The organism is Halopseudomonas pelagia CL-AP6 (genome assembly GCF_000410875.1).
GTDB classification, from domain to species: domain Bacteria; phylum Pseudomonadota; class Gammaproteobacteria; order Pseudomonadales; family Pseudomonadaceae; genus Halopseudomonas; species Halopseudomonas pelagia.
Genome location: NZ_AROI01000011.1, coordinates 1 through 15,647 on the forward strand (window position 1 = coordinate 1; position 15,647 = coordinate 15,647).

Here is a 15,647-nt window from a genome sequence, read left to right on the forward strand (position 1 = left end):
GTACTTACCGGATGCTTACTCTAGTAAGCCAGTTGGGGCATGAGGTCATCAGTGCGGAAAACGGCCTGGAGGCGGTCGAACGCTTTATTTCCCAGCGTCCTGACCTGGTGCTGCTGGATGCGCTGATGCCGGTGATGGACGGCTTTGAAGCGGCCCGACAGATCAAACAGGCGTCCGGCGAAGATCTGGTGCCGATTATCTTCTTGACCAGCCTGACCGAAACCGGAGCACTGGTGCAGTGCCTGGAAGCGGGTGGCGATGACTTTCTGACCAAGCCGTACAATCCCGTGATCTTGCAAGCCAAGATTCTCGCCTTCAATCGCATGCAGGACATGCATCAGACGTTGCAGCAGCAACGTGACCTGATTTCCCAGCAGCACCAACGGCTGTTGCAGGAGCAGCAACTGGCCAAGATCATTTTCGATCGCGTTGCCCATGCCGGCAGCCTGGCTGCCGAGAATCTGCGTTACTCGCAATCGGCCTATGCGATGTTCAATGGCGATATTCTGCTGGCGGCTTACAAACCCTCGGGGGGCATGCATATCCTCCTGGGGGACTTCACCGGGCATGGTCTGTCTGCGGCTATTGGCGCGATGCCGCTGGCCGAGGTGTTCTATTCGATGACGGCGCGCGGGTTCAATCTGCGCGACATTCTGGTTGAACTCAACAGCAAGCTTAGCCGCATTTTGCCGGTCGGCATCTTCTGCTGCGCGGTGCTGATTGAGGTCAACCCGGATAAGGGGCTGGTTGAAATCTGGAACGGCGGGCTGCCAGAGGTGCTGGTGTTGGGTAGCGCAGGTGAAATCCTGCACCGGGTGGCCTCAACGCATCTGCCGTTGGCGGTGGCGCGCTCGGAGCGCTTCGATCCGACCCCGGTAGTGCTGCCGTTGGCGACGGGCGAGCGCTTGCTGTGCTGGACCGACGGCGTTATCGAGAGCCGTAATCTACAGGGCGAACAATTTGGTGAGCCGCGTGTGCTGGCCTTGGTGGAAAGTTACGCGGGGCAGCCGGGGGCGGTTTTCGATGGGTTGCTGCAAGCGCTGGAAGCATTCCATGGCAGCCCTGAAGACGATATCAGCCTGCTGGAAGTGGTTATGCAGGCCCCCAGCGTGGCCCTCAGCGTACCCCAGGCGATGCTCTTTCAGCCGGACGTGAGGCAGTTGGAGGCGCAGGACTGGCACCTGGCTTATACCTTCCGCGCGGCCTCGATTCGCGAGCACAACCCCTTACCTTTTCTGCTCAAGGTGTTGATGGAGGTGCCCGGCTTGCGTGAGCATGGTGGCAGCCTCTTTACCATTCTCAGCGAGCTGTACAGCAATGCGCTGGAGCACGGCCTGCTGCAGTTGGATTCGGCACTCAAATGCAACTATCTAGGCTTCACGCGCTATTACCAGGCGCGCAACGAAGGCTTGGCGGCGTTGCAGGACGCCTGGATCAGGGTTGCTCTGGATCATCGACCGAACCCGTCCGGCGGGGTGCTGACAATAGAAGTGGAGGACAGTGGCCCCGGGTTTAGAGCGATGCAGGGTGGACCTTCGGCGCTTTTTGCCGCACCTGAGGCCGATGCTGAAAACCACAGCGGCAGCGCTGAAGGCTATTCCGGGAGAGGTTTGGCGTTGGTTAAAGCCTTGGCTGATGAGCTGGAATTCAATGCCGCAGGCAACCGGGTGCGAGTGGTCTTTGCCTGGCGCCTTGGGCATACTGCGGGCAGACCGGCTTAGCCGGCCAAGTTATGGCGACCAGGAGGAGACCCGTATTGCATGTCTGATTTACCCAAGGACCTTGACCCTGCCGTTCAGTCTAATCTGCGTGAATTGATGCAGGAAGATTACCCGTTACTCATCGATACTTTCATTCAGGATGCACAAAAGCGCCTGGCGGCTCTTGCGGATGCTCTGGAGCACCAGCAATGGAATGCCTTCAGGCAGGCCGCGCACAGCTTCAAAGGCAGTTGCGGCAATATGGGCGCGCAGACGCTGGAACAGGCCTGTGAGCGCGCGGAACAAGCCGGGCTGCTGGCCGACGCCGAGGCTGCCGGGCAGTGCTATCTGGAGATCAGGCGCTTGTACCAGCGTGTGCAATTGCATCTGCAGCACTGATAGTTTTCGCTTCTATACATGCTGAGTATAAATGGCCCGGTGTTTGCAAAGGACTAGGTATTGCAGTCCAACTCCGTAGCCATGGAGACATCCACGATGTCAGTCAGTCAGAACATGCTGGCGCTTTTTTCCAGCGTTCCCCGCCCGGGTGGCACGCAGCCCACGTTCATGGAGCCCGTGCAAGCGGGCGACGGCGAAGGCCTGGGCTCTTTTTCTGAAGTGCTGTCCGGGCAGCAGTCAGAGCAGCTTGATGCGTTGTTGACGCTGCTCGGTGAGGCCGAGGGTGACGGCGAACTGGCGGCATTGCAGCAGATACAGTTTGCCGCCGACGGCAAGGATTTGCCGGAGAGCATGCAGGGCTGGCTTGAACAGCTGGCCGAGCTGAGTGCAGAGGACGGCGAGCACGCGGTGGCTGCCGAGACTGATCCGGCGTTACTCAAGACCTTGGCCGAGGATTGGGCGCAATGGCTGACCCAGGCACGGCTGACGCTTAATCAGCAGCCGGCCGATGCGACAATTGAAGCCGAAGTCGACGTGGATAGCGATCTTATCGCGCTTCAGGCGCAGCAAGCTCAGCTATCCGGTTTCTCGGATACGCGCGGTGCAGCGGTGGCCGGCCTGCAGGGTGCTACGGCTACCGCAGCCCAGGGTAACCTGACGGCCGATCAACTGCAGCTGTCGCAGCTGGAGCGGGAGCTGCGCCAGGAGGCCGGCAGCGGATCCTCCAGGGCCGAGCGCACCAGTGCGCTCGAAGCGCAACTACAGCGGCCGCAGGATCCGTCGATGGCCGGTGCTGATACCCGGGCGGCCTTTACCGCCAAACTGACCGATGCACTCGAATCGCTCACAGGCAAGCGCGCCAGCGCCGAGCCAGAATCCCTAGAGGCGCTGCAACGGCCAGGTACACCGGGGCAGGCAGCCGCGCAGGGAGCCCTGGCAGCGCGCCCGGTATTGGCAACGAGCCAGACGCTGGGGGTGCCCTTTGGTCAGACTGGTTGGGGTGATGCGCTGATCGACAAGATGCAGTGGATGTCGAGCCAAAATCTACGCAGTGTGGAAATCCGCTTGGACCCGGCCGAGTTGGGGCCGCTGGAAATTCACATCCAGACCCGCGGGCAGGAACACCAGGTGCAGTTTGTCAGCCAGAACCCCTCCGTGCGTGAAGCGTTGGAAGCGCAGATGTTCCGTCTGCGTGAGTCATTTTCGCAGCAAGGTCTGGATCTGGTGAATGTCTCCGTTGGCGATTCGGCAGTGGGTCAGCAAGCCCGACAGGAAAGTGACGGTCGCTCTGCGGGCCGGGGCGAGGCAGTGGCTGCCGGGGCTGTTACGCAGGGAGCAGATGAGGCAGGTATGTCGATGGCTGCCGAGGCAGCCAGCCAGGCGATGTCCAACAGGTTGATTGATTACTACGCCTGATACTCCGTGGTTTCTTTACCTGCCGCACCTTGCAAGGCGCTAGCCTGTAAGCTGTGGTCTGCGCCGAGCCACCAGCCGCTATTGCGCGGGCCCGATCAAACCGGCCTGGTGGCTTGCCCTGCAAACCAAACGTGCGCCTCAATCACAACCCTAGGGCCGTAAGTCTTTTTCCGCCGCGCCAAGACTTTTGCGGCGCTTGGCTTTATCCTTGGCCTTTATCCGGTGACCCTTGTTCAGCGACGCTGTTCAGTAACCGCCGTCCAGTGAACCCTGTACAGTGATCTGGCACCCAGGCCCAAGCACGCATCGACGAGTTGGCATGGACGATGCAGAGCTTTTACCCCAAGACCCCAAAAAGCAGGATTTTCCTGTTTTGATGACGGAATTTTGTCATGGCAAAACAAGCACGAGAAGAACAGCCGGCAACAGACGCCGCAGAGACCCCGGTCAAGAGCAAGAAAAAGCTGCTGATACTCGTTGGAGTCGGTTTGTTGGCGGTATTGCTGTCAGCCGGTGGCGTGTCCTATATGTTGATGGGCGGCGACGATGAGGTGGCCGATAGCGCCGAGGCGGCGCAACCGCTCCGGGCTACTGCCCTATACCAGCCACTGGACCCGGCCTTCGTGGTGAATTACACCCATGAGGGGCGCAAACGCTATATGCAGGTCAATGTGGTATTGATGGGGCGTGATGCTGAGGGTATGGCCGGCGTGGCTAGCCATATGCCGCTGCTGCGCAACGAGTTGGTGCTGTTGTTTAGCAGCGAGGAATTCCAGACGCTGTTCTCGCCCGAGGGCAAGGAAGCACTGCGTGAACGGGCCACGTTAGCCGTCAAGGCTCTGCTGGAGCGGGAACTCGGCAATCCGGTTATCGAGTCGGTGCTGTTCACCAATATAGTTTTGCAATAGGAAGCCTCCATGGCCGTTCAGGATCTGCTCTCACAGGACGAAATCGATGCCTTGTTACACGGGGTCGATGACGGGGCAGTTGAGACCGAAATCGATTCCACGCCAGGCTCAGTCAAGCATTATGATCTGACCAGTCAGGACCGTATTGTCCGGGGTCGCATGCCGACCCTGGAGATGATCAATGAGCGTTTCGCCCGCTATACCCGTATTAGCATCTTCAACCTGCTGCGCCGTTCAGCCGATGTGGCGGTGGGCGGTGTGCAGGTAATGAAGTTCGGTGAGTATGTGCACTCACTGTACGTGCCCACCAGCCTTAATCTGGTGAAGATGAAGCCGCTGCGCGGCACGGCGTTGTTTATTTTGGATGCGCGCTTGGTGTTCAAGCTGGTTGATAACTTTTTTGGTGGCGATGGCCGGCATGCCAAGATCGAGGGGCGTGAATTCACTCCGACCGAGCTGCGTGTGGTGCGTATGGTCCTGGATCAAGCCTTTCTGGATTTGAAAGAAGCCTGGCAGGCGGTGCAGGAAGTGAACTTCGAGTATGTGAATTCCGAAGTCAATCCGGCTCTGGCGAACATCGTCAGCCCGAGTGAAGTGGTGGTGGTATCGACCTTTCATATCGAGCTTGATGGCGGCGGCGGGGATATGCATATCACCTTTCCGTATTCGATGATCGAACCGCTCAGAGAGGTGCTGGACTCGGGTGTGCAATCGGACGTGGACGAACATGACGAACGCTGGGTCAAGGCCCTGCGTGAAGAGATTACCGCTGCCAAGGTGCCGCTGAGTGCCACGGTGGTACGTCGTCAGCTCAAGCTCCGGGATCTGTTGAGCATGCAGCCGGGCGATGTGATTCCGGTGGAGCTGCCTGAGCATATGGTGCTCTGTGCCAACGGTGTGCCGACGTTCAAGGCCAAGCTGGGCTCGGTTAAGGGTAATCTGGCATTACAAATTCTGGGACCGATCGTGCGCCCTCGCTAGGGCCCGGTGGACCGCTTTATTCGTGTAGAGGAAGAGCAAGATGGCTGATGACAACAAGTCCGACGAAGTCACCCCCGAGGAGCAGGCGCTAGCAGATGAGTGGGCTGCGGCCTTGGATGAGGCGGGTGATGCGGATCAGGACGATATCGATGCAATGCTGGCCACCGCCAATAGCTCGCCACGCATGCCGATGGAAGAGTTCAACGCACCGTCCGCCAGTGGCGGCGACCAGTTCGACGGTACCGATAGCCCGAACCTGGATGTGATTCTGGACATCCCGGTAACCATTTCCATGGAAGTTGGCAATACCGACATTACCATCCGTAATCTGCTGCAATTGAACCAGGGCTCGGTAGTGGAGCTGGACCGGCTTGCCGGTGAGCCGCTGGATGTAAAGGTCAACGGTACCTTGATTGCGCATGGGGAAGTGGTGGTGGTCAACGAGAAGTTTGGTATTCGCCTGACCGATGTGATCAGCCCTTCCGAACGAATCAAGAAACTGCGTTGATGAAAGCGGCGGCGATCATTCCCTTTATCTTTACCGCGTTGCCTTCGACTGTGGTGTGGGCGCAGGCCAGCTCGGCGCCGGCCGCCAGTCAAGTGTCGCTGATGGGGCAACTGGTGCAGTTGGGCGGCGGCTTGTTGCTGGTGGTCGGGCTGATCTTTCTGATGGGCTACCTGATGCGCCGTGTGGGGCCACTGGCGCCCCAGGGCGGGCAGCATATCCGCCTGGTCAGCAGTCTCCCGCTGGGCCCGCGCGACCGGCTGTTATTGATTGACGTGGGTGGCAAACAGTTGTTGCTGGGCGCATCACCGGGGCGTATCAATACCTTGCATGTGTTTGAGGAGCCGGTGGCCGAGGTTGCCGCCAGCGGCGCAATGCCTGCTGATTTCGCCCGCACGCTGCGCGGCCTGCTGAAGCGGGAGCCGAAAGCATGATCCGCTGGTTGTTATTAGGCCTCATGTTGCTGGCGCCTTCAGTGCTGGCGCAAACGGCGGCTGACCCGTTAAGTATGCCGGCCATCACGCTGAGCACCGACCAGGAAGGCGAGCAGACCTACTCGGTCAGCTTGCAGATTCTGTTGTTGATGTCGGCGCTGACCTTTATACCGGCGTTCGTGATGATGATGACCAGCTTCACCCGGATCATTATCGTGTTCTCGATTCTGCGTCAGGCATTGGGCTTGCAGCAGACACCGTCCAGCCAGATTCTGGTGGGGCTGGCGTTATTTCTGACCTTGTTTGTTATGGCGCCGGTGTTCGAGCGGATCAATGAGACGGCGCTGCAGCCTTATTTGGCCGAGGAACTGACGCCCCAGCAAGCCGTAGATGCTGCGAGCATTCCGCTTAGAGGCTTTATGCTGGCGCAAACCCGGGAAACCGATCTGGAGCTGTTCGTGCGCCTGGCACGGCGCGACGATCTGGCCAGCCCGGATGACGTGCCCTTTCATATTCTGGTACCGGCGTTTGTTACCTCCGAGTTAAAAACCGCTTTTCAGATCGGTTTCATGATTTTCATCCCATTTCTGGTGATCGATCTGGTGGTGGCCAGTGTGCTGATGGCTATGGGTATGATGATGCTGTCGCCGTTGATCATTTCGCTGCCGTTCAAGATCATGCTGTTTGTGCTGGTGGACGGCTGGGCGCTGATCATAGGCACTTTGGCAGCCAGCTTTGCGCTGACATAGGAGCCTGTCGATGACACCTGAAGTAGCGGTAGACCTGTTTCGCCAGGCGCTGTGGCTGACCACGACGATGGTCGCGGTGATCGTATTGCCGAGCTTGATGGTGGGTTTGATCGTCGCCATGTTCCAGGCCGCCACGCAGATCAACGAGCAGACCCTGAGCTTCCTGCCGCGCCTGCTGTTTACCTTTATGACCCTGATCTGGCTGGGTCCCTGGCTGGTTAGCCAACTGATCGAGTTCACTGATCGGCTCTACCGGAATATCCCCGGACTGATAGGCTGATGATTGAGCTGTCCAGCGCGGCCATCACCCAATGGGTCATGAGCTACCTCTGGGTGCTGTTTCGTATTGGAAGTGTAATGATGACCATGCCGGTGATCGGCACGCAACTGGTGCCAGTGCGCATCCGCTTGTTTTTGGCCATGGCGATTACTGCCGTTATTGCCCCGCATATTCCGCCCGCTCCGATGATTGACGCCCTGTCACTGGGTACTTGGTTAATGATTGCCGAGCAGATTCTGATTGGCGTGGCGATGGGCTTTGCCTTGCAACTGTTGTTTCAGATTCACGTGTTGGCGGGGCAGATAGTGGCGATGCAGATGGGCCTGGGTTTTGCTTCGATGAACGATCCGAGCATGGGTATCTCGGTGGCCGTGGTCGCTCAGGTCTTTACCATGCTGGTCACCTTGCTATTCCTGGCCATGAATGGGCATCTGGTGGTGATCGAAGTGATGGTCGAAAGTTTCACCACGCTACCTATCGGGGAGACCTTGCAGGCCGGTGATTTTATGGCGCTGGTGCTGCGCTTCTCCTGGGTTATGTCGGCAGCGCTGCTGGTTGGTCTGCCAGCCATCACCGCGCTGCTGATCGTTAACCTGTCGTTCGGGGTGATGATGCGCGCGGCGCCGCAGCTGAATATTTTCTCCATCGGTTTTCCACTGACACTGGTGTTTGGTCTTTTTATCATCTGGGTATTGTTGGGCAGCGTGGCCGAGCAGTATCAAGTGGTGACCACCGAAACGCTGATCTGGCTTCGCGGCCTGGTGCGGGCTAACTGATGGCAGAACAATCGGATAGCGGTCAGGACAAAAGCGAAGACCCCACGGAGAAACGCCTCAAGGAATCCCGTGACAAGGGCCAGATTGCGCGCTCCAAGGAGCTCAATACGCTGGCGGTGGTGATGGTCTCCGCAGCCGGTTTGATCATGCTCGGGCCGGAAATGGGCCAGCGTCTGCTTGATCTGATGCGCTTCAACTTCAGTATTGAGCGTGAAGCACTGTATTCAACCGATACCATGGGCTTGCAGTTATTGGCCTCGGTGGGTATTGGCCTGGACGTGATCGGGCCACTGTTTTTCATGCTGTTGATCGCTGCCTTGGTCGGACCGATTTTGCTCGGAGGCTGGTTGCTCAGTGCCAAGTCGATGGCGCCCAAGTTCTCGCGGATGAATCCGTTTGCCGGGCTCAAGCGCATGTTTTCCGTCAAGGCGCTGGTGGAACTGCTCAAAGCGCTGGCGAAATTTCTAGTGGTGTTGGTCACGGCACTGACCGTGCTCAATCTGTTCCAGGATCAAATGCTCACCCTGGACCGGCAGCCGCTGCCGGATGCGATTGCGCACAGTGGCAAGATTATTGGCACAGCATTGCTGATCCTGGCCTGCTCACTGATCCTTATCGCTGCGGTGGATATCCCGTTTCAGCTCTGGGATAACAAGCAAAAAATGAAAATGACCAAGCAGGAGGTCAAGGACGAATACAAGGACTCCGAGGGCAAGCCCGAGGTCAAATCTCGCATTCGGCAATTGCAGCGCGAGATGGCCGAGCGGCGCATGATGGGTGAAGTGCCCAAGGCCGATGTAGTCATCACCAACCCGACGCATTTTGCGGTGGCGTTGAAGTACGATCCGATCAAATCGGGTGCGCCGATTGTTATCGCCAAAGGGGCTGATTTTACCGCACTGCGCATCCGGGAAGTGGCGGCCGAGCACGATATCATCGTGCTGGAGTCGCCTCCTCTGGCGCGGGCGGTGTTCTACAGCACCGAGTTGGATCAACAGATCCCCGCGGGGCTGTATCTGGCGGTGGCGCAGGTACTGGCCTACGTGTTCCAGCTGCGTCAGTACCGGGCAGGGCAGGGCAAGCGCCCTGGGCCCATGCCCAAACCTGATATTCCAGAGGATTTGCGCAAGGATGAGTAAGCGCTTGTCTTCGCGCCTGGCCTTGTTGGCCGCATAGGCGAGCCTTGACGGCCAGATAGTCACGCTTCAATTGGTAACCATCTTGGTGCTCGACGGGATGGCGCCGATGCTGCTCACGCCCTGGCCGGCACACAGCAGAATCAGCCCGTCGACACTGGCGTCAACGGCCTTTGCAGGTTCGCCACGGCGATGAAAAATAAGCTACATTAGGGTTCTTTCTTCCTGCTTCAGGAGCAGCGATATGCGCAGTTCACGGTTTTCCGGTTTGTCGATCATCGCCGCAGCGCTGATTGCATTATCTCTGGCTTTTATGGCGATCAGTATCAAGGCCGGGCTATTGCAGTTTCGTGATGCGGATCGGGTGGTCAGCGTAAAGGGCTTGGCAGAGCGTACAGTCGAGGCGGATCTGGCGCTGTGGCCGATCAATTTCTCGGTCGCAGGTAACTCGCTCGACCAACTACAAACCGATATTGAAGCGCAGCAGAGCCTGATTCGTTCCTTCCTGCTGCTCAAAGGGTTTGTTGAAGAGGATATCCAGCTATCGATGCCCAAGATCACCGACCAGCATGCGAATGTCTACGGTCAGACCTTACCTCCTGAGCGCTACCGGGCAGAAGTCACTGTGCTGGTTCGTACCGAAGACGTGGAGCGGGTTAAAACGGGTATGCAGATGGTCGGTGAATTGGTCAAGTCTGGCGTTGCGCTAACCCAGAGCTATGAGTTCCAACCGCGCTTTATCTTTACTCAGTTGGAATCGATCAAGCCGGAGATGATAGCCCACGCTACCCGCGATGCGCGTGCGGCCGCCGACCAGTTCGCCCGGGACGCGCAAGCTGAGGTCGGGAGTATTCGCCGGGCTTCGCAGGGCTACTTCTCGATTGAGGATGTCGACGCCTTTACGCCAGAGATCAAGCGCGTGCGCGTGGTCACCAGCGTGGACTATATCCTGCGTTAATCTATGGTTTGAATGACAAAGGGGGTGAATACCTCACCCTCGACTTCCTGCGCCTCACCCAGCACACAGATCACGCGATCGACCAGCACGGCCTCCGGCAGGCTGACGTGGAAGGGTGGCTGCTGGCCGTTCACTTGGGCGACGAATTGCTGCTGCGCGTCAGGCTCCAGGCGCGCAAGAATTTGCAACAGCATATCCTGATCAAAATCCAGGGACAGGGCATGCAACTGCTGATCCTCGCCCCACGGCACCTCAAACAGGGTGGTGCACAGCTCGTTGCTGACAAAATCGATATCGCTGAAGCGTATCTGCAGAAATTCGACCGCGCTGTCTGCTGCGGATGACTGCTGGTAAACGGTGCCGAGATCTGGATTCATAGTCGACCATGGTGGCGAAGTGGAGCAACTATTTTAGCAGTTGCAATGATGCAGCATCACATTCTCCTTATCTATTTTATTGTTATGTTATAACAATAAAGCTACGATAACGTTTCCCGTGATTATTGCCCACATCCTCTCCACCAGGAGCCCCTATGTCATCTGCTGCTGCACTGCTACCTGTCACTGTTCTGTCCGGATTCCTCGGCGCCGGCAAGAGTACCCTCCTCAACCAGATATTGCGTAACCGCGACAATCTCCGCGTAGCGGTGATCGTCAATGACATGAGCGAGATCAATATTGACGCCAGCGAGGTGCAGCGCGATGTCACGCTCAATCGCGCTGAGGAGCGGTTGGTGGAAATGAGTAACGGCTGTATTTGCTGCACCCTGCGGGAGGATCTGTTGGAGGAAGTAGCCCGATTGGCTGAGGAAGGCCGTTTTGACTACCTGTTGATCGAATCCACCGGAATCTCCGAGCCGATGCCCGTAGCGGAAACCTTCACCTTCCGCGATGAGCAAGGGCGCAGCCTGTCAGACTTGGCGCGCCTGGATACGATGGTCACCGTGGTGGATGGGGTGAATTTTCTGATCGATTTTCAGGCTGCCGAGAGCCTGGCCAGTCGGGGCGAAACGCTGGGTGATGAAGATGAGCGCTCGATCACCGATCTATTGATTGAGCAGGTCGAGTTTGCTGACGTACTGCTGGTCAGCAAGATGGACCTGATCTCGACTGATCAGCGTGAGGAATTGATGGCGATCTTGCGTGGCTTGAACGCTGAGGCGGAAGTGATCCCGATGGTCATGGGTCAGGTGCCACTGGAGAAGCTGCTCAACACCGGCCGTTTCAGCTTCGAAAAGGCCTCCATGGCCCCAGGCTGGTTGAAAGAAATGCGTGGTGAGCATGTGCCGGAAACCGAGGAGTACGGTATTGCCGCAGATACCTATCAGGCGCGCAGACCTTTTCATCCGCAGCGCTTTTTCAGTTTCCTTAACCGTACCTGGGAGAATGGCCGGCTGCTGCGCTCCAAAGGCTTCTTCTGGCTGGCCACGAGGCCGCTGGAGGCTGGTAGCTGGTCGCAAGCGGGCGGTTTGATGCGCTACAGCTATGCCGGTCGCTGGTGGCGCTCAGTGCCAAAAGCGCATTGGCCAGGCGAAGGTGAGGGGTTGGAGGCGATCATGGCTAACTGGGATCCGCAGACCGGTGACTGCCGGCAGGAGCTGGTATTTATCGGCCAGCATATTGATTTTGCCAGGCTGGCGCGGGAATTGGATGCCTGTCTTTTGACTGACGCGGAAATGCTAGGCGGCGCAGAGGCTTGGCAAGCACTGCCTGATCCTTTCGGCCCCTGGACGGAGGAGGCGGCCTGATGTTGGCTCGTGCTATGCCCGCAACGCCCTGCCAGGTAGCAGGGACAGAGGTCGAGACCTTGCTCGATATTCTGCGCGATGAGGTGAACCTGGCGGTCTGGCAACGCCAGCTGGATCCTGCAGTGCTGCATTTCGCTCAGGCTGTGCTGGCGTCCGGCAGCGTACTGGCTGAGATCTATACATGGACGCAGGAGGATCCGCAAGCAGCCGATAAGGTCAAGCTGCCGGGTTTTGCTCAGCTGGTAGCCGGGGTGCCCGGATACGCCCAATTTATCGCAGATATTGCTTACCTTGTTAGCCTGTTTGCATGTCTGCTGGATGCGCGCACGGTGGGTGTGCGATTGCGCACGCTGGATAAGGCCATGTGCCCCCGCTGGCATGTCGACAAGGTGCCGGTAAGGCTGGTTACCAGCTACGCCGGTCCAGGATCGGAGTGGTTGTCAGAGCAGGACTCGCCGCGTCAGCAACTGGGCGGCCCGGCTGTTGACCCCTATATGAAGGATGATGCAGCGCATGCGCTGGCTTGCGCGGAGGTGGCGCTGCTCAAGGGCGAACGTTGGCAAGGCAACGAAGGCCGCGGCCTGGTACACCGCTCGCCGGGCCTTCCGGCTGGGCAGCGGCGACTGTTGCTGACCCTGGACTGGCTCGACTGAGCGGATCATTGAGAGCGCAGTTTCCCGCTGACAGAGGAGCGGTAGCACTCTAGAATGTCGGCTTTATTCGATCGAGTAGCCTTACATGCAGTTGCTACCCTGGCACCATACCACGACCGCAGGATTCGTCATGCGCGGTTGGCACACGCCCGTCTCGGGCAAGCCGCTGCTGCACTTCCTGCATGGCAATGGGTTCTGCACGCGCACCTATGAGCCGCTGCTGGCGTTACTGGCGGAGCATTTCGATCTCTGGTTGTGTGATCTGCAAGGCCACGGCGAGAGTGATCACGGTGGCCCTTTTCTTGGTTGGAATCGCAACGCCGAACTGGCTGTGGAAGCCTTCGAGGCAGGCCGTCAGCGCTTTGCGGACGTGCCCCGATTTGCCTGCGGCCACAGTTTTGGCGGTGTGCTGACCAGCCTGATTCTGGCGGCCCATCCGGGCCTGTTCGAACGTGCGGTATTGCTTGATCCGGTGCTGTTTCCGCTGAGCCTGATTCAGTTGCGCACCAGCTTGAGTCTGCTCGGCGTGCGCCGTAATCCGATGGCCGAAGGTGCCAAGGCGCGGCGGCATCATTGGCCTGATCGGGAAACCGCCTTTGGCGCACTGCATAATCGCGGCATATTTCGTGGTTGGGAGGAGCCGGCGTTCCGCGCGCATATCGATCATGCGCTGAAGGATCACCATGAGCATGGGGTTGAACTCAAATGCCGGCCCAGTCGTGAGGCAGAGGTGTTCGAGACCATGCCCAGGCGCCTGTGGCCTGCGCTCAAGCGCATCAGGATGCCGACCTTGCTTGTTCACGGCGACAAGACCTATCCCTTTGTACGGCAGTCGACCCAGCGCCTGGCGGCGATTAATCCGCAGGTCAGCACGACCTCCACGCCCGGCGGACACTGTTTTATGCAGGAAGACTCGGCGCGCAGTGCCGCTTTGGTTCGTGGTTTTTTACTCGGCGGTTAGAGCCGGACAACAAAAAAGCAGGCGGTCGTTGAAGGCGCGCCTGCTTTTTTGACTACCTACCTAGTAATCCCAGGGTCATCCGCTCAGGCAGCGGCAATCACGTCGCCGTGATTTTCCGGCTCAATCAGCGCCTGGTGCAGGGCCGCCACTGCAGCGTCGTAATCTTCTTCCTTGATAATGCACTGCATCTCCACCTGACGAATCGACTGGTGGATGGCCTGGATGCTGATGTCGGCACTGGCCAGGGCCGCAACGGTCTTGGCCAGAATGCCCTTGACCTTGAGGTCCGAGCCGATCGCCGAGACGATGGCGATGTTGTGCACATGCACCTCAGCCATCGGGTACTTTTCCTCGATCAGCCGTGCCGCGCGGTTGATCATCTTGCGCGAGCCCGAGGCATAGTAGGTGATGCTGTTGGCGTCGGAATCCTTGTTCACCACATACAGCTTGAGCTGTTTGAGCAGCTTGGTGATCTCGATGTCGTAGCCCACATCGCCGAGCATTTCCTGGTCGAAGACTTCCAGACCAAATACGTCCTTGCGACCGGCGATGATCTCTACACAGGGCTTTTCGCTGCAGTAATCCTGGCTGATCAGGGTGCCGGCGTGGTCCGGCTCGAAGGCATTCTTGATGCGCAGCTGAATGCCAGCGCGGCGCAAAGTCCGTGCGGCCTTGGGGTGAATGGCTTCCATCCCCAGGTTGGACAGCTGGTCGGCCACGTCATAGTTGGTGCGGCCGATGGTTACCACGTTATCCAGACCGACCAGATTCGGATCAGCACTGGAGAGGTGGTATTCCTTGTGGATGATCGCTTCCCGGGCACTGGTGGTCGCGGCGATTTGGGCGAAGGTAATTTCGCTGTAGCCGCGATCGAAGGTATTCATCAAGCCTTCGCTGCAATGCGTGTATCCAGTGGCAACCACCAACTCCTTGCTCAGGTCGATGCCGTCGAAGCTGTCTTTGATCATGTCCTGGAAGGTTTTGGGTGCGGGCTGATTCCAGCCGGTCAAATCCACCAGGCGGGCATTGGCGCCATGCTTCTTCAGCGCTAATACGGTATTGAAGGCGCTATGCGCTTCACCCAGGGAGGCGAGCATTTCGCGCACCTTCATCAGGTGTTCGGTCAGCTGAAAATGGCCATAGGTGCACAGTTGCTGGAGGCTGAGCATGCAGTCGCGTACGTCACTGAAACGTCCTTCGATAAAGCGGTCTGCGGCCTGACGCTCATACTCGCCGCTGAACAGCTCGGCGTTTTTGCCGCGCATGGCGTCCAGTACCGCATCCAGCGCATCCAGCCAGGCGTCTTCGTTTTGCGCATCGGCAAAACGCTCGTACACACCGGGGTCACCGGACTTTTTGTGTTCGAGCAGCATATTGGTCATGCCGCCATAGGCGGAGACCACGAATACACGGTTATAGAGTTCGGTCTGCTTGCGCTGGCCGATAAACAGGGTGTCGAGTACTTCATCGAAGCGGCTCATCGAGGTGCCGCCAATCTTTTCTACGGTATGCATAATCTCAGGTGTCTGTCGTTGGTGAATGTTGCCGACCATCCTGATTCTGGGGCGGCATGACTTCTGGCCAACGGCTCTAGCCGCTGATGCTGGTCGAGTGCGGGTGCGCTCCCGACCAGCAGGCTGGTACTCAGGTAGCGTCTACGGGGTACACACCGTCCGCATCGTGTACTTCCTTGCCGCTCAGTGGCGGGTTGAAGACGCAAGCCATTTTCATGTCTTCGCTGCCGCCGCGCAGCATATGGTCATCATGCTGGTCGAGAATATACAGCGTGCCCGGCTCGATCTTGTAGACCTTGCCATCAGCCAGGGTCTCGATCTCGCCATTGCCGCTCATGCAGTACACCGACTCAAGATGGTTTTTGTACCAGATGTGCGTCTCGGTATTGGCGTAGATGGTGGTGATGTGAAAGGAAAAGCCCATCTTGTCGTCTTTCAACAACATGCGGGTGCTTTCCCAGTTCTGGGAGACGACGCGTCGTTCGGATGCTTCGCAATCCTTCAATGTACGTACGATCATAGTGCGTTCT

The 15,647-nt window shown here is 58.2% G+C and carries 18 protein-coding genes; 15 read left to right on the forward strand and 3 right to left on the reverse strand.

The window, feature by feature from the left end; genetic code table 11:
- Positions 1 to 11 precede the first annotated feature (11 nt).
- The 12 genes from K787_RS0110595 (at position 12) to K787_RS0110650 (ending at position 10,242) form a co-directional block, all read left to right on the forward strand.
- A complete protein-coding gene (locus K787_RS0110595; protein WP_022962782.1) occupies positions 12 to 1,721 on the forward strand; it encodes a SpoIIE family protein phosphatase in 1,710 nt (569 codons plus the stop codon).
- A gap of 39 nt (positions 1,722 to 1,760) precedes the next feature.
- A complete protein-coding gene (locus K787_RS0110600) occupies positions 1,761 to 2,099 on the forward strand; it encodes an Hpt domain-containing protein (RefSeq protein ID WP_022962783.1) in 339 nt (112 codons plus the stop codon).
- A gap of 96 nt (positions 2,100 to 2,195) precedes the next feature.
- Complete coding sequence (locus K787_RS24305; RefSeq protein WP_022962784.1) at positions 2,196 to 3,515, forward strand: flagellar hook-length control protein FliK; 1,320 nt, start codon at positions 2,196 to 2,198, stop codon at positions 3,513 to 3,515.
- 392 nt (positions 3,516 to 3,907) lie between these two features.
- A complete protein-coding gene (locus tag K787_RS0110610) occupies positions 3,908 to 4,423 on the forward strand; it encodes a flagellar basal body-associated FliL family protein (protein ID WP_022962785.1) in 516 nt (171 codons plus the stop codon).
- A 9-nt stretch (positions 4,424 to 4,432) separates the two neighbouring features.
- Positions 4,433 to 5,404, forward strand: coding sequence for a flagellar motor switch protein FliM (gene fliM / locus K787_RS0110615; RefSeq protein ID WP_022962786.1), 972 nt, complete (start codon positions 4,433 to 4,435; stop codon positions 5,402 to 5,404).
- 40 nt (positions 5,405 to 5,444) lie between these two features.
- Positions 5,445 to 5,912: a flagellar motor switch protein FliN gene (fliN, locus tag K787_RS0110620; protein ID WP_022962787.1), complete on the forward strand. Its 468-nt coding sequence runs from the start codon at positions 5,445 to 5,447 to the stop codon at positions 5,910 to 5,912.
- Positions 5,912 to 6,343: a flagellar biosynthetic protein FliO gene (fliO, locus tag K787_RS0110625; RefSeq protein ID WP_022962788.1), complete on the forward strand. Its 432-nt coding sequence runs from the start codon at positions 5,912 to 5,914 to the stop codon at positions 6,341 to 6,343. Before fliN ends, fliO begins: the two co-directional genes overlap by 1 nt.
- Positions 6,340 to 7,092 carry a flagellar type III secretion system pore protein FliP gene (gene fliP / locus K787_RS0110630; RefSeq protein WP_022962789.1) on the forward strand — a complete coding sequence of 251 codons (753 nt, stop codon included), beginning with the start codon at positions 6,340 to 6,342 and terminating at the stop codon, positions 7,090 to 7,092. Before fliO ends, fliP begins: the two co-directional genes overlap by 4 nt.
- A gap of 10 nt (positions 7,093 to 7,102) precedes the next feature.
- Positions 7,103 to 7,372, forward strand: coding sequence for a flagellar biosynthesis protein FliQ (fliQ, locus tag K787_RS0110635; RefSeq protein ID WP_022962790.1), 270 nt, complete (start codon positions 7,103 to 7,105; stop codon positions 7,370 to 7,372).
- Positions 7,372 to 8,148, forward strand: a complete 777-nt coding sequence (fliR, locus tag K787_RS0110640) for a flagellar biosynthetic protein FliR (RefSeq protein WP_022962791.1) — start codon at positions 7,372 to 7,374, stop codon at positions 8,146 to 8,148. Before fliQ ends, fliR begins: the two co-directional genes overlap by 1 nt.
- A complete protein-coding gene (gene flhB, locus K787_RS0110645; protein ID WP_022962792.1) occupies positions 8,148 to 9,287 on the forward strand; it encodes a flagellar biosynthesis protein FlhB in 1,140 nt (379 codons plus the stop codon). Before fliR ends, flhB begins: the two co-directional genes overlap by 1 nt.
- Positions 9,288 to 9,528: 241 nt before the next feature.
- On the forward strand, positions 9,529 to 10,242 hold the full coding sequence (locus K787_RS0110650) for an SIMPL domain-containing protein (RefSeq protein ID WP_022962793.1): 714 nt from the start codon (positions 9,529 to 9,531) through the stop codon (positions 10,240 to 10,242).
- Here K787_RS0110650 and K787_RS0110655 read toward each other — a convergent pair.
- The gene (locus K787_RS0110655; protein ID WP_022962794.1) at positions 10,239 to 10,619 is read right to left on the reverse strand and encodes a hypothetical protein; all 381 of its coding nucleotides are present in this window, start codon (positions 10,617 to 10,619) and stop codon (positions 10,239 to 10,241) included. The genes K787_RS0110650 and K787_RS0110655 overlap by 4 nt on opposite strands.
- A 155-nt stretch (positions 10,620 to 10,774) precedes the next feature.
- Here K787_RS0110655 and zigA point away from each other — a divergent pair, with 155 nt between their 5' ends.
- From zigA to K787_RS0110670, 3 genes are all read left to right on the forward strand, one after another.
- A complete protein-coding gene (gene zigA / locus K787_RS0110660; RefSeq protein ID WP_022962795.1) occupies positions 10,775 to 11,989 on the forward strand; it encodes a zinc metallochaperone GTPase ZigA in 1,215 nt (404 codons plus the stop codon).
- A complete protein-coding gene (locus K787_RS0110665; RefSeq protein ID WP_022962796.1) occupies positions 11,989 to 12,642 on the forward strand; it encodes a DUF1826 domain-containing protein in 654 nt (217 codons plus the stop codon). The genes zigA and K787_RS0110665 overlap by 1 nt, the downstream gene beginning before the upstream one ends.
- An 85-nt stretch (positions 12,643 to 12,727) precedes the next feature.
- Entirely contained in the window at positions 12,728 to 13,603 is an 876-nt protein-coding gene (locus K787_RS0110670) for an alpha/beta fold hydrolase (RefSeq protein WP_022962797.1), read from the forward strand.
- A gap of 83 nt (positions 13,604 to 13,686) precedes the next feature.
- Here K787_RS0110670 and K787_RS0110675 read toward each other — a convergent pair whose 3' ends face one another.
- Together K787_RS0110675 and K787_RS0110680 are read right to left on the reverse strand one after the other, a co-directional pair.
- Complete coding sequence (locus K787_RS0110675) at positions 13,687 to 15,117, reverse strand: aspartate kinase (RefSeq protein WP_028614839.1); 1,431 nt, start codon at positions 15,115 to 15,117, stop codon at positions 13,687 to 13,689.
- A gap of 130 nt (positions 15,118 to 15,247) precedes the next feature.
- A complete protein-coding gene (locus K787_RS0110680; RefSeq protein ID WP_022962799.1) occupies positions 15,248 to 15,637 on the reverse strand; it encodes an ectoine synthase in 390 nt (129 codons plus the stop codon).
- Between the last annotated feature and the right edge of the window lie 10 nt (positions 15,638 to 15,647).

Coding starts and splice junctions, on each gene's coding strand:
- K787_RS0110595 (WP_022962782.1), top strand. CDS start 12: ATGCTTACTCTAGTAAGCCAGTTGGGGCATGAGGTCATCAGTGCGGAA.
- K787_RS0110600 (WP_022962783.1), top strand. CDS start 1,761: ATGTCTGATTTACCCAAGGACCTTGACCCTGCCGTTCAGTCTAATCTG.
- K787_RS24305 (WP_022962784.1), top strand. CDS start 2,196: ATGTCAGTCAGTCAGAACATGCTGGCGCTTTTTTCCAGCGTTCCCCGC.
- K787_RS0110610 (WP_022962785.1), top strand. CDS start 3,908: ATGGCAAAACAAGCACGAGAAGAACAGCCGGCAACAGACGCCGCAGAG.
- fliM (WP_022962786.1), top strand. CDS start 4,433: ATGGCCGTTCAGGATCTGCTCTCACAGGACGAAATCGATGCCTTGTTA.
- fliN (WP_022962787.1), top strand. CDS start 5,445: ATGGCTGATGACAACAAGTCCGACGAAGTCACCCCCGAGGAGCAGGCG.
- fliO (WP_022962788.1), top strand. CDS start 5,912: ATGAAAGCGGCGGCGATCATTCCCTTTATCTTTACCGCGTTGCCTTCG.
- fliP (WP_022962789.1), top strand. CDS start 6,340: ATGATCCGCTGGTTGTTATTAGGCCTCATGTTGCTGGCGCCTTCAGTG.
- fliQ (WP_022962790.1), top strand. CDS start 7,103: ATGACACCTGAAGTAGCGGTAGACCTGTTTCGCCAGGCGCTGTGGCTG.
- fliR (WP_022962791.1), top strand. CDS start 7,372: ATGATTGAGCTGTCCAGCGCGGCCATCACCCAATGGGTCATGAGCTAC.
- flhB (WP_022962792.1), top strand. CDS start 8,148: ATGGCAGAACAATCGGATAGCGGTCAGGACAAAAGCGAAGACCCCACG.
- K787_RS0110650 (WP_022962793.1), top strand. CDS start 9,529: ATGCGCAGTTCACGGTTTTCCGGTTTGTCGATCATCGCCGCAGCGCTG.
- K787_RS0110655 (WP_022962794.1), bottom strand. CDS start 10,619: ATGAATCCAGATCTCGGCACCGTTTACCAGCAGTCATCCGCAGCAGAC.
- zigA (WP_022962795.1), top strand. CDS start 10,775: ATGTCATCTGCTGCTGCACTGCTACCTGTCACTGTTCTGTCCGGATTC.
- K787_RS0110665 (WP_022962796.1), top strand. CDS start 11,989: ATGTTGGCTCGTGCTATGCCCGCAACGCCCTGCCAGGTAGCAGGGACA.
- K787_RS0110670 (WP_022962797.1), top strand. CDS start 12,728: ATGCAGTTGCTACCCTGGCACCATACCACGACCGCAGGATTCGTCATG.
- K787_RS0110675 (WP_028614839.1), bottom strand. CDS start 15,117: ATGCATACCGTAGAAAAGATTGGCGGCACCTCGATGAGCCGCTTCGAT.
- K787_RS0110680 (WP_022962799.1), bottom strand. CDS start 15,637: ATGATCGTACGTACATTGAAGGATTGCGAAGCATCCGAACGACGCGTC.